The organism is Photorhabdus sp. HUG-39 (assembly GCF_963878365.1).
Taxonomy (GTDB): Bacteria; Pseudomonadota; Gammaproteobacteria; order Enterobacterales; family Enterobacteriaceae; genus Photorhabdus; species Photorhabdus kayaii.
Genome location: NZ_CAWNWY010000006.1, coordinates 48,425 through 63,519 on the forward strand (window position 1 = coordinate 48,425; position 15,095 = coordinate 63,519).

General features: G+C 44.2%; 3 protein-coding genes. All 3 read right to left on the reverse strand.

The window, feature by feature from the left end:
* Window positions 1–6: 6 nt before the first annotated feature.
* Genes AAC155_RS06215 through AAC155_RS06225 form a run of 3 tightly spaced genes read right to left on the reverse strand, consistent with a single transcriptional unit; the run spans window position 7 to window position 15,094 of the window.
* Window positions 7–1,884 carry a thioesterase domain-containing protein gene (locus AAC155_RS06215; RefSeq protein WP_113041433.1) on the reverse strand — a complete coding sequence of 626 codons (1,878 nt, stop codon included), beginning with the start codon at window positions 1,882–1,884 and terminating at the stop codon, window positions 7–9.
* Window positions 1,881–11,693 (reverse strand): non-ribosomal peptide synthetase, encoded by a 9,813-nt coding sequence (locus tag AAC155_RS06220; protein ID WP_113041434.1) that lies wholly within the window; start codon window positions 11,691–11,693, stop codon window positions 1,881–1,883. The genes AAC155_RS06215 and AAC155_RS06220 overlap by 4 nt, the downstream gene beginning before the upstream one ends.
* Window positions 11,690–15,094: a non-ribosomal peptide synthetase gene (locus AAC155_RS06225; protein WP_223121395.1), complete on the reverse strand. Its 3,405-nt coding sequence runs from the start codon at window positions 15,092–15,094 to the stop codon at window positions 11,690–11,692. The genes AAC155_RS06220 and AAC155_RS06225 overlap by 4 nt, the downstream gene beginning before the upstream one ends.
* Window position 15,095: the final 1 nt, after the last annotated feature.

Sequence of the window (15,095 nt, forward strand, 5' to 3'; positions counted from 1 at the left end):
CAGACTTTAACAATCTTTACTTTGCCATAAAGTGATATTCCATCCCCCCATAAAACCTCGGCTAACTGTTTTTGACGTTAACCAAAAACAGTGTTGATAAAGAGTATCATCACCATTAATTTGCAAAATCAACACTTTATAGCCTTTGTCATAAATATCTGTTTTTAACCGCCCTAGCAGTTGTTTAAGCTGATCATCAAAAAAACGATCAAAGTTATAAATAACCACATTGTTTTCATTAAATTGATAATTATTTACCTCGGTCTGTATTATCTCAATGTGATTTTTTTTATTTATAATGTTAATATTTTTCTGTGCAATTAACGCCAATGATTCAACAATTTCTACTCCGGTAATCTTGCTAAAATTGTAATTAGATGCACATATAATCGCCCGCCCTTTACCACATCCCAAATCGACAAATTCAAAGTCACTGTACTCGATCGGCAGAGATATTAATGCCTTATGAATCACACTGTAATGAGCAGGCATAAAGTAAGTGCCATCGTAAGAATTGATATGACATTTATCGTCAAAAGCAATTCCATCAGTTTGAACACCTAAATATTGATCTTGGCTATCTTGTTGATCAATCCAGTTAAAAATTTCATCAGGTTTCGTGATGCCAAAAATAATCCATAATAAGTGATATAGCTCTTCTCCTTGTTGTACCTGAATTTTATGATCCAATATCGCCTTAGCGATAGCGATTGCGGGTTCCTCGCTGGTTACGCACGCCATTAATAAATCCGTGCTGATTTCAATCTCACTATAAAAATCATATTGTTTATACATTGCATCATCAGCGTTGAAATCAATATGTACACGGCCATCCGCTATTTCAATAAACCAACACCCGACCTGTGATATTCTCACTCGGTGACAATGATTGATGTCATTTACAGGCCGATAAATATCGGCCCGATATTGCACAATGTCGAGCAACTCTTGATAGGTTAAATTCGATTTTTTGAATGCAGGCTCTGGCCGGTAACGTTGTCGTAATATAGCTTCGGCCAGAGATTCAACGTCACCCGGTTTTAATATTGAATAATGATCACCACTTACCATGCCACAAATAATCGGTTGTGTGACATAATCTTGTAAGGATGCAATAATTTTCTCTTTTTCTGCCCGTAGTTGTATAGAAGTTTCGCAATAAATGAATGTCATCTTGCCCTTTAACCTAGCCGATGGCACATAATTGCAAACCATCATAGAGTTGCGTTTATAAACTTCAATAAAGCTTTCTAGGGCTTCACCTTCAATGCCTTGAGCTAACTCGGCACTGACTCCATCGATCTCCTCGCGGGTATAAGGCTGTTGCTCATAGGCGGTCAGAAAACTATCAAGCGTTATCAAGTCAACCGTTTTTCCTTCATTTTCCAACAATAAAGCGACCTCGAAAGCAACACATGCCCCCACACAATCACCCATCAATCGATAATGCGCTTGAGGATAAGTTTGCAAAAGCAATACCGCATAACGTTCAGCCAATGTTTTGACAGTCACTGTTTTCCCTTCCAAGAATAGGGAAGTTGCGTCAAATACTTTGAGGCAGAAATCGTTTTTTATTTCTCGGGCTAAATCAATAAAAGATGAGACTGGAGCACCTGCGCCAGGAACCAAAAATAATGGCGTTCGGTCAGCGCCCAATGACACCAATTTAATGGCGTCATCGGGCACCAAAAAAGCAATAATTTCAGCTTTATTGGCAATCACTAGGTTTTTTAGTTCAGGGGTAAAAACGCAACCTGACATGACTTTAAAACCTAATTTGCCGTGCTCAACAAATAACTGCACCCCCGCAGCCGAAGTTTGACGAATAATATCAACGATTCGCATTATTCCACCTGATTTATCCGCGTCTATTTTTATCATCATAACCAGCCTTCTTCCGCCACAGCGTTATCTCCCTGATTGGCTAGTTCAACCTGTTGCAACTGCTTACGTTCAATGATCAGTGCCAGCATGGCTAGATCACTGGCCGTCATGATATCGGCAACGCTTACCGCTACAGCAAAAGTCTGTTGTATCTGATGTAAAAACCTTAACAAGGTTAAGGAGTTCCCTCCCAACTCGATAAAAGACGCGGTTAAATTCACCATGCTTAACGGTAATTTCAGTGCATCGGCACACAGTTGTACCAATTGTTTTTCAATTTCAGTTTCTGCAACACGCTCTAACCCACTCTTAATGCAAGGTTTTGGCTCAGGTAGGGCAGCAAAATTCACTTTACCATTAGCCGTGGTTGGTATAGCGGCTATCACGGCATATAGGGTTGGCACCATATATTCTGGTAATCGGGTTTTCAGTTGTTCTCTTATCAAGGGGATGACAACATCCGTTTCGGCGCCCTCTGGCATCACTAGCCAAGTACATAGCTGTTTTTCGCCGGTTGCATCGACTGTCACTCGCACAATACTTGTCGCCACGCTATCAATCGCTGACAGTGCTGACTCTATTTCGCGGGTTTCGATACGAAAACCTCTGATCTTGACCTGATTATCAAGACGACCGACATAAACCAGTTCACCTTCGTTATTCCAATAAACACGATCACCGGTTTTATATAAGCGTACTGTTTGTTCCGGCAAGATAGCCATTTCAATAAACTGTGCCGCATTTTGCTCTGGGTTATTCACATAACCTAAGCTTAAAGCATCACCCGCAATGTAGAGTTCACCAATAACATTTGGCGGCACCAATCCACCCTGAGAATCCAAAACATAGGTCTGACAATGCGCCAAAGGACGTCCTATCGGCACCACTGAGTTTGTTGAGGTATCGAGTTGTGTGACATCAATGGCGGTTGCCACAATGGTTGTTTCTGTCGGTCCATACGTGTTGAATAAACGGATCTTTCCGTCTGTTTTTTGTTGCCATAGCGCCAATAACTCCATTCGCATGGCTTCACCACCCACGATGCATATCTTCAAATGCTTAACCAGTTGCTCAACATCGTCGGCAGTTAACTGATACGTCCATTCATGCCATAAAGCTGTGGGTACTGAAATCAGTGTGACTTTTTGTGCATCAATGATCTGACATAACTGTTTAACGCTATACGCTGTTTTATGGCTATCCAGAACCAGACAACCACCGGAAAATACCGACAACATTAATTCTTCGATAAAAATATCAAAACCAATGTTGGCAATTTGCAATACACGGGCAGAATTTGTCGGATAACAGCGTTGAACCGCCTCATAATAGCTCAGTAAATTGTGATGACTGATCTTAATGCCTTTAGGCGTACCCGTTGAACCCGAGGTATACATGATATAAGCAACACGCTCTTGCGCTGATAATGCTACGTCTTGTGTCACAACCGCAGTATCAACCGATTCAATCTCATCAACCATAACAATACGCTGTTTATCAACAGGCAAAGTGTGGCTTTCAGAACGCTGTGAAACAATAAGCTGAATATCAGCATCATTAATAATATGGGCAATGCGTTCTGTTGGATAATCGGTTGCCAATGGCACAAACGTTGCGTTCGCCTTCAAAATAGCCAAGACACTAATCACCACCTCAGGACGACTTGATAAATAAATACCCACCGTATCATTTACCCCAATTCCCCGCGCAGCAAGGAGTGCCGCCAGCTTGTCAGCCGCTAACGCCAACTGAGCATAATTCATGCTTCCCCAAGGCCCTGACAAGGCCACTTCATCAGGTATCTGATGCACAACTCGGGCAAATAATTGCGTCAGAGATGGGCAATCATTAGCAATAGATGACGGATTATGGGCTAATTGTTGCAAGTGTTGGATTTGACCTGATGCCAGATAATCCGCATGCCCCAAGCGATGATGTTGTGAAACTAACATCGATTTTATTGCCGTTTCATAATAGGCTAATACTTGACCTGCCTGATGTGCTCCAAACACCGATTGTGTCAACGCTAATTGCAGAACCAGAAAACCGTTAGCTGAACTATGATGGCAAACAAAATCATAACCATAGTCAACTCGTTCATATTCATGATCATAAGCCTGCTCAGGCTCAACATCTTGCGTTGTCTGTAACTCATCAGACACATGAAAATCGACATAGTTAAACAAAGCGCCAGAGTAATCACACTTGAATTCCTCTTGCATCATAGCAACCGGATAATGCCGATAAGGCCAACTTGCCGTGCTATATTCGGTTAATTGCTGAATCAATGACGCCCAGGTTTGTTGATGGATATCGGCATTAACTGGCGGCGTATTTAAGAATAATCCAAGACAAGATTCAGCGCCTTCTACTTCAAGTCTCCCGTGGCTTACCACCGAACTGGTTATGGAATCAGTGCCATTGACTTTCGCCAATACATAAACATGTACCGCCAACAGCAATGTGCGCAACGGCACTTTTAAGCGCATCGCAAGTTGTTGCAAATCGTCATGTAAATAAGATAGCTCAAGGCGAACAGAATAATGTTGTGTTGACCCTTTGCTGGTCCAGTCAGGCAATACCGCAGCGTTGGCTATGTTCTGCCAATAGGCTTTGTGTTCAGGATCATCAATAGCAGCCAGTTCTTCAGCAATGTATTCACCGTAATGCGGTAAGTCAGCTCTTGGTGGAATAGAACCGCCAGACAACACCGATAAATAGTTCTCCATAAACTCAACTTTTAGGTTGGCGACACTCCAACCATCAAGAATGGCGTGTTGATGGGACAAAACCAGAGCAAATGTATTATTAGCATCAATAAATACATTAACTCGCCACATTAATTCATTTTCAGCAAAAAAGTGGCTATTTTCCTGTGCTAAACAGTGCGCTAATTGATGCTCAAATTCCTGCACGGAAAGGTGGCGACAATCATTAAGCGTAACCGGCAAAGCAATCGTTTTATGAATATATTGCAATGCTCTTCCTAATTCGAAGTTGTATGTCGCACGCAATAACTCATGGCGCTGTACTATGGCATTAAATGCCTGACGAAACGTTTGTTCACTCCATACAGCATCAATCGAGTAATGTTCTACAATGTGGTAACTTTTATCTTTTAGCTGATGATAAATAGACCCCATTTGCAAACTCGACAATGAATATGCATCATCCAATGCGGATGGCGCCTTTAATGCCGCCCGTTCGTCATCTGTGAGTAATGAAAAAGCGTGATAAGCATCTTTAGAAGAGACATTTTTGTTGTTTAAATCAGGTAACTGCTGCGTTATTTCATGAATACTTTGATAGGCCAAAATATCTTTTACATTGAGTGCCAACCCCGCCTGTTTAGCCATTGCAACAACACGCACAATTAATATTGAGTCACCACCCAAAGCAAAGAAATTATCGTAACGACTCACTTTCTCCTGCTTCAAAACAACCGCAAAAATAGAGGCTAATGTTCTTTCAACGTCATTTTGTGGCGCAACATATTCAGTACTGGTAAAAGCGCTGGCTTCCGGTGCAGGGAGTTTTTCTTTATCCACTTTTCCGGTAATCGTCATCGGGAAAACATTCAGACAGACAAATGCACTGGGGATCATGTAATGAGGTAATTGATGCCGTAGCTGTTCTCTGATCTGTTCAACCAATAACGGTTGTGGCGTTTGAAGATAAGCAATAATTTGTTTATTACCCTGCTCAATTTCCCGCACCACGGCAATAGCATTCTGCACATCAGGCAATGCACGAAGCTTGGCATCAATTTCAGCCAGTTCAATACGAAATCCACGCAGTTTTATTTGATCATCATTACGCCCTAAAAACGCCAGCGTTCCATCAGATTTTAATCTCGCTTGATCACCTGTGTGATAAATGTAACCACAACGACCAGAAAGGTTGTCTTTAACAAATTTTTGTTGCGTTAATTCGCTATTGCGGTTGTAACCTCTTGCCAAACCTGGGCCGCCTACCGCAATTTCACCCATCACGCCCATAGGCACAGGCTCGCCATAAGCATCAAGGATATAAATGTGGGTGTTGGCAAACGGCGTACCAATGGGAACATAGGCATCATCAGGCAAAGAGAGATGGGTCACATCACCGTAACTGGCATCAATCACTGATTCTGTTTGTCCATAAATATTGAAACAACGGGCATCGGTATGCATCAGTTTTTGCAAGCGGTTCAAATCACGACCATACCAAGCTTCGGAACCCACTAATATATGGCGCAGTGAATTCAATCGGCCCCTGTTTTGTTCAGCATAATCGAGTAAATTTCTCAGAATGACCGGCACAAAGTCACCAAACGTCACTTGTTGTTGTTCGATAAGCTGATACAAAGCCTCTGTGGTAATTAAATCCGACTTGCGGCAAATCACCAAGCGGCCACCGGTGGTCAAGCTCTTAACGATATCACCCAGAAAAATATCTACAGCCAAACCCGCCATTTGTAATACGGTTGGCGGCTTCTGGAATAAACCAAATACGGCATCCCAACCATACAAACGCGCAATCATCGCCGTGTGTTCAACCATCACGCCCTTGGGATGACCCGTTGTTCCTGAGGTGTAAGTCATGTAAGCCAAATTGGTCGCGGTTGAATGACTCTGCGTCACCGCAATATGGGTCTCAATCCGTGACTGGCTTAATATTTCATCCAATCTCCAGACGTTGTACGCCGAAGCCACCTCAGTAGGCAAACGCTGAATATCATCAACCACAACTAATGGCGCACCGCTATTTTGAAGAATGTATTCAATCCGCTGCAATGGCTGATCAGCATCAAATGGCACATAGGCTAAACCCGCCTTCAAGATGCCAAGTACAGTAATCACCGAGGCCGCAGTTCGCTCCATGCAAACCGCAATAAAGGAATCCGGTGTATAACCTTTGCCCAACAAAAAGTGAGCGACCTGATTCGCTTGAGCATTCACTTGCCGGTAAGTGAGATGAAGCTCGCCGTCAATAACCGCTATTTGTTCTGGACTCCGTTCCATTTGTTCTTCAAACAATTGATGAATGCACTTATCAGCCGGATAAGGCTGCCAATTGTCATTGATATCGACCAACAGATATTGTCTTTCCTGCTCAGTTAACACCGGCAGTTTCGTCAAAGGAGCCGTTTGATATTGCTCACTCACTAATGCAGACAATAAAGTCAGGAACCGTTGGCTGAATCGGGTTATTGTTGACCGTTCGAATAGTTCACAGTTGTATTCAAAACTAAAATCAAGAGTGTCCTCACTTTCACTGGCATCTAAGGTCAAATCGAACTGAGCCGTGACATGTTCGCTATCAAGGTACTCAAATTCGACGTCGCTCAATTGCAATACCTTGGATTCATTGGTATCCATCGAGAATACAATTTGGAATAGCGGCGAATAACTTGTACTCCGCTCCGGCTGCATTTTTTCAACCAACAATTCAAACGGCAGTAACTGATGCGCTTGAGCATCAATATTAACTTGGCGAATATGTGACAGATATTCAGCAAAAGTGAGATCGGCTTGGTATTGGGTGCGCAGCACGAGCATATTGACGAAAAAGCCGATAAGCGGTTCAACTTCCGCCTGCAAACGATTCGCAACCGGCGTCCCGATGACAATATCCTTGCTTTGTCCATGACGGGCAAGTAACAAGGTAAATGCCGCATGCAATACCACAAACAGGCTCGTATTATGTTGACCGGCAAGCGATTTAAGCCCAATCAAAAGAAACTTATCAGTACTAAATTCAAATAACCCACCACGGCTGCCAAGTTGTAATGGACGCGGGTAATCCAACGGTAAGTCGTGTACCGGAGGCAATTCATGAAGCTGAGTTAGCCAGTAGTTAAGATCCGTTTGTAACGTTTCACCCTGTAGTTGTTGCCGTTGCCAGACAGCATAATCTTTATATTGAATGGGTAGCGATGGCAAAGCCGGTTGCTGACTGCCTTCAAGCAGTTGGCGGTATATGTCGACAAATTCATCAGCAAGCACTTTGATTGACCAACCATCTGATGCAATATGGTGCATGTTGAAGACCATAACACATTGATCTTCGGCTATCTTCAGATAGGCCGCTCGCAGCATGACATCGTTAGCTAAATCAAATACCTGCTCCGCGTGCTGCTGAATAAATTCTTGTACCTGCTGCTGACAACTTTTTTCTCCAAGGCTTTGATAGTCAATCCGGTCGATCTTCACGATTACTTTGTCCAGCACTTCCTGCCATGCACCGGCGGTATCATGCCGATAGACAGTTCGCAGCACCTGGTGGCGTTGGACAATCATGTTTATCGCACGTTCAGCGATAGCGAGATTGAAATCCCCTTTGACGGTTAATGCCAGCGGCATATTATATTGAGGCGTTTGCCCATCTAATTGGTCAATAAACCAAAGCCGTTGCTGGGAAAACGACAATGGAAGCCGCGCCATTTCAGCGACAGGCGTAATTGGCGCTATCGCTGCATTGCCGCGAGTTGCTCTTTGTTGTTCAACGATCAATTGCGCCAGTTCCGCCAAGGTTTGGCTTTCAAAGACAACCCGAACAGAGATCGATACGGCCAAGGTTTTCTGGATCTCCGATACCAACTTAATCGCCAACAGGGAATGTCCCCCTAGCTTGAAAAAGTTATCGGTACGGCTCACTTTAGGATGGCCTAACAACTGCTGCCACATATCAGCCAGTTGTTCCTCCAGTTCTCCCTTCGGTAGGCAATAATTCTCAGGCAACGGTTCTTGCGTCTCTACACTCAGCAACGCTTTGTAATCGACTTTTCCGTTGACCGTCATTGGAATACTGGCTAGCAAAATAAAGGCATTAGGGACCATATATTCCGGCAAGGTTTGGCTGATTTGTTCCTTCAGCGCAGCTGGCTCCAGCGGCGCATCAGCAACGTAATATGCAATCAGTTGTTTGTTGCCGTTAAGCTCATCAACCGTAACAACTGCCTGCCTTACCCCCTCAATCGCAATAAGTTGGCTCTCAATCTCACCTGGCTCAATACGGAAACCTCGAATTTTTATCTGACTATCCTTGCGCCCGATATATTCAATCTCACCATGAACATTAAACCTCACCAGATCGCCGGTTCGGTAAAGCCGCTCAACCTCACCGTCGAAAAAAGCAATCTGAATAAAACTTCTCTGCTGCTCCTCAAGTCTGTTTAAGTAACCGCGGGAAACACCTTTACCGCCAACAACTAATTCACCAATGACGCCTTGTGGCACCAAATTCAAACGCTCATCAACAATATAGGCTTTAACATGACCACATACCTTGCCAATGGGAACCGATTGCTCAATCTGCAACGCAGATTCAATCAAGTAGTAACTCGCCAAGACGGTTGTTTCGGTCGGCCCATAGGTATTCATCACCGGAGGACGGTTTGCTGATGCGAACCAATGTCTGACAATTTCAGCATTAATGGCTTCACCGCCAACGATAACCAACCGTAGTGTGTCAGGCACCAAAGCGTCGCCACTACTCACCTGATGCCAAAAGGCAGTGGGTAAGCTCATTACAGTGATGTTGTGCTGATGACACTGTTGCCAAAATAGGTCAGCGCTGTTAAGCCAATCATCGTTCCTCAATACCAGAGTGGCCCCTGCACTTAGGGTGACAAAACACTCTTCAATGGAAATATCAAATGCAAATGAGGAGAACTGTAATATGTTGTCGTCAGGTTTAACGGCATACATTGCCAATGCTGCCGCCACAAAATGGCTCAACTGCGAATGCTCTACCATGACCCCTTTAGGTTTGCCCGTCGATCCGGAGGTATACATAACGTAGGCAAGTTGATCCAAACTATGGTTGATATTTGGATTATCCGATGCAGCCTCTGAAAATTGTTCCATTTCCGCAGCTAACCGCTCAACAATGACATTCAGTTCAGCAAACTTGTCTGCATATGTGTTGTTGGTCAACACGATCGCCGGCCGGCAATCCGCAATAATGTGATTAATTCGGGATTGAGGGTTGTCAACGTCAATGGGGGTGTAAGCGGCGCCTGCTTTCAGTACCGCCAATATACTGACAATCATCTCAGGGGAACGAGGTAAACATAACGCGACAATATTGCCCGGCCTAACCCCCTTTTCGATGAGGTGATGCGCCAATCGGTTAGCCCGCTGGTTTAACTCGCGATATGTCAGGGTTTGCTTTTCTCCTGCAACCTGCCATACCAAAGCAGTCGCATCGGATCTTTGTGCTGCCTGACGTTCAAATCGGCATTGCACAGATTCTGTCGTTGTTGCGATAGAAGACGGTATCGCCAATTGTTGATCTAAACGACGTTTCTCGTCTTCATCTAACAACGCTAAAGAGTCTAATGTTTTATAAGGATTTTCGGCGATATCAATCAACAAGACTTCAAATGATTTGAGTAACCTTGCAATCGTGTGTTCATGGAATAGGCTACTGTTGTATACCACTTCAAACAGAATCGTGTCACTGTCATCAATCGCATCGAGTTCCAAATCAAATTTAGAGAATGATTCACCCGAAGATACCGGCGTAAACACCACGTCATCCAATCGCGATTCACTGGCCTCAGTCGTATCCATTGTGAACATGAACTGGAATATCGGTGAATAAGCGATGTTCCGACTCACCGCCAATTTCTCCACGAGAACATCAAACGGCAAATCCTGATTCATTTGTGCTTCAATGTTGACTTGCTTTACATGCTGCATAAACTGCATGAAATCAACTTTGCCCTGATATTCGGTTCTCAGCACCAGCGTATTGACAAACAACCCTATCAGTGGCTGCAACTCTTTTTGTTTACGGTTGGTGGCCGGCGTACCAATGACAATATCTGTTTGCTGGCTATAACGAGCAATAAATACTGAGAATGCAGCGTGCAATAACATAAACAGGGTCGCACCGGCATTGCCTGCATGCTGACGCAACATTGCCGAAGGCTGCCGATCCAATCGGAATCGCACCTTAACACCATAGTTGGTCTGTTTTACCGGCCGCTGAAAATCTAATGGAAATTGGTGAACTTGCGGTATATCCGCTAATTTTTGTTGCCAATAATCAAGTTGCGCATCAAACACCCCATCAGCAATCCATGACTGCTGAGTGTAAGCATAATCTGCATATTGTACCGGCAATACTGGCAAGGATTCCGGCAGATTTTGCTTAATCGCTTGATAATGAGCGACAAATTCTTCCATCAATAGAGAGAAAGATAATCCGTCTCCCGCAATATGGTGCAAATTGATGATAAGGAATTGCCGCTGAATATCAGTGGTAAAAAAGTCGATCCGCACCATGAGATCTTTTTGTAAGTCAAACTGAGCAGAAACATACTGATAAAGTATCGCTTTCAGCTCGGCAGGTTCACATGTCAAGTGCCGAACATTGATTTTTGCCTTAACATTTGACTGAATCTCCTGCCATACCTCTCCCTGTTCTTCTCGGTAAACTGAGCGCAACACTTCATGGCGTTCGACAATTCGTTGCATGACTTTTTCAGCAATCGTTAAATCGAATGCGCCACTCACTTCCAACACCGTCGCCATATTGTAATGTTCGCTGCTGCCAAAGAGCTGGTCGATGAACCACAGGCGTTGTTGTGCAAAAGAAAGAGGTAATCGAGTCAACCCTCTGTCGACAGTCTTGATCGGTAATGGATTTGATTGTTGCCCTTGCAGATAGGCAATAATTTCTACCTTATGCGCTCTCAACTCAGTCAGTATATCTTGCGATACCGCGCCTTTAGGCGCGTTTAACTTAAGCGAATCAGATTCAAGGTATACCATAATGTCTTGCTGTTTTAAGTCAGCTAAAAATGCGGCGATATTCACAGTTCAACGACCTCCCTTTCTTCCCTACTCTGTTTCTGTTGTTCGGCAAGCTGCTGCTCAACATACTGTGCTAAAGCAAACAGCGTGTCATAGACGTAAAAATCCTTCACGGACAGTTCGATCTTCAATTCTTCGCTGATGGCACTGCCGAGTTTGACAAATTGCAGTGAGTGAATACCGAGCTGTACAAACCGAGCCCCAATATTGATTGGCGTCAACCCAAGCTCCCGATGGAACAATCCAGCTAACTGCTTTTCAGTTGCCGTTTCTGGTGATGTAAAAGGCTCCTTAGCGATATTTTCCATGCTTGGCGCAGGCAGGGCGTTACGATTAACTTTGCCATTCTCAGTCAATGGCATTTCCGGCAATAACACATAGAAGCTAGGCCACATAAACTCCGGCAAGATGCGCTCGACTTTATCGCGCTGTGCACGTATGTCGAGCATCGACGGAGCCACCAAATAAGCCACCAAGGATTGCCGCAGCTTGTCATCCTGTCTCACACAAACCACAGCATCCGTTACATCAAAATTAGCGCGGATACAGTGCTCAATTTCACCCAATTCGAGACGAAAACCGCGCAATTTCACTTGAAAATCATTTCGGCCAATGTAAGCAATTTCGCCTGTTGGCAACACTTTCACTAAATCACCGGTGCGATATAGCCGTTCGCGGTTACCTTTAGCGTCCACATGATCAATAAAACGTTCAGCCGTCAGTTCTGGACGGTTCAAATACCCTTTTGCGAGTCCGACACCACCAACATGCAGTTCTCCAACTACACCAACCGGACATTGGGAGCGATCTTTTGCCAACACATAAAGTGACACATGGGGAGCGGGACGACCAATCGTGACTGGCTCCGTCGCCTTTTCAAAAAGTTTCAACGAAGACCATACCGTGGTTTCCGTTGGCCCATATTCGTTGACAAGCGTTGCCTGAGGCTGATATTGGAAATGTTTTGTCTTTACGTTGTCCGACAAATTTTCACCGGCGCAAATCACCTTACGGAGTGAATGTCCTGCAAGGTAATCAAGCATGGCATCGTAGAAACTGGGAATAAAAAGGGCGTGGCTAATTTGTTGACTGTCTATAATCTTCGCCACATGCGATGCATCTTTCGCATCCTGAGGGGCCATTAAATGCAACGTTGCACCGCTGCCAAGCCCCCAATATATCGCCGGAACCGATGAATCAAAAGCAAATGATGAAACCAGTAAAAATTTCTCCGGCACTATCGAGTATGAATTAAACCGCCCAACAGTGGATGCTCTCAACGCCCCATGCTGGATCATCACCCCTTTAGGATTACCCGTCGAACCCGAGGTATAAATGACATAGGCGAGGGACTCCGCTGTCACACTTGAGGTCAACATCGGTTCAGTACGGGGCTGGGCAGCAATTTCAGTATCATCAAGCAAGATAGTGCAAACGCGACTCGTTGGTAAATCGACCTTATCGATACTCTCGTTATCGACGATAACCAAATCAACATTGCTGTCAGCCAAGATAAAATTTAACCGCGCCACAGAATAAGTGGAGTCCAATGGCAAATAAGCACACCCTGCTTTCAATATCGCTAGCATGCTGACAACAAAGTCAATGCCAGGCGCCATCAAAATCGCAACCAACGGGTTGTTGTCGGCACCTTTAGTCAATAATAATTGGGCGATCTGATTAGCCCTTGCATCAAGTTCAGCAAAACTGAGGCTTTGATCCTGATAGCGAATTGCCACTCGCTCAGGATATTCAGCCGCCCGCTGTTGAATAAGCCGATGCACAAAAGGTTGCTCCTCAGGCAGTTGCCAAGCTGATTGATGAGATTTGTCCAACACAGCTTGTTCCTGCTTACTGACGATCACCAATTGATTAATTGGCCTATCACCATTGACCACAATGTGCGCTAACAACAACTGCATATTTTCGGCAAAACGGGCGATGGTGTCTGAATTAAAGAGCCCTTGATTAAACTCAAAAATCAGTGACAGTTCGTCCTTATCTTCTGCTGCGGTTAAGGTCAAATCAAACTGCGTTTGTCCCCTTTGCTCCATAACCTCTTCAAATTCAACATTAGCAAGTTCTAGCTGTTGAGATTCATAATTTTGCATTGAGAAAAGCACTTGGAATAAGGGAGTAAACGCAGTGCTTTGTCCAGCTAACAACTTCTCAACCAATAATTCGAATGGAATGGCTTGATTGCTCTGTGCATCAAGGTGCACCTGCCTTGCACTCTTCAACAACTCATTGAATGTCAGCGTCGATGTACAATCCAAACGCAATACGAGCGTATTGAGGAAACAGCCAATTAGCGACTCCAGCTTCTGTACCGGTCGACTTGTAATAGGTGTCCCAATAACCACATCCGGGTTATCACTGTAGCGAGCCAGCATCACCGCAAAAGCTGTATGCAACAGCATGAATAACGTGGCATTTGAATCCACAGCTAATCGCTTAAGTTTACTCACCATCTCCATGGGTATCTTTTGCGTGTGTATTGCGCTACGCATATCCAATTTTTGAGGGCGAGCATAATCCAACGGCAATTCATGAACCAATGGCAAGTCAGCTAACTGTTGTTGCCAATATTGCAACTGCTCGTCAAACATTTGCTGAGTTTCAGCTTGATTCTGCCAGTAGGCATAGTCCGAGTATTGCAGTTCAAGCTCAGTCAACAAAGCCGGTTTACCATGAACAATTTGCTGATAAAGAAGGGTAAATTCATCAACTAATATCGCCAAAGACCAACCATCAGCAGCAATATGGTGCAAATCAAAAAACAATACGCCGGCCAACGGCTTATCAGATGTATCTGATTTTAGATCAGATGCCAGATAAGCCACTCTTAGCGGTAAATCCCTACTTAAATCAAATATTCTCTGTTTCTGTCCCTCCAGCCAATCCTCTATGTGTTGCTGTTGGTCAACATCATCGGCAAGGGTGTCTTTGTCTATCTGGAAAACATAGTCGCTCAACACGACTTGTTCGAGCATGCCCTGTGATTCCTGATAAACCGTTCGTAAAATTTCATGTCGCTTAAGAATGGCATCTATCGCCTGGCTTGCGGCTGCCAAGGAAAATTGACCATATAAATTGAACGCGGTTGAAATCTTATACTGACGTTCAATAATAGTAGAAACCTGTTCGACCAGCCAAAAACGGCGCTGTGCAAAGGATAACGGAGCCTTGGTAAGGTGCCGACGTTGTAATAACGAAAACTTCTGTTGCCCCCCGACTTCTGCATAAGAGAGAAAATCAATAATGGCTTGTTTGTTTTGTTTAATAAATTTTCCCTGTTCAGGTGTGATGGCACCCGGAGCAGACTGAGATTTTAGCGTCCCATTTTCAACAAAAAGACGAACTTCCTGCTCGGACAATCTATCAATAAAGCCTTTTAGGTTCATA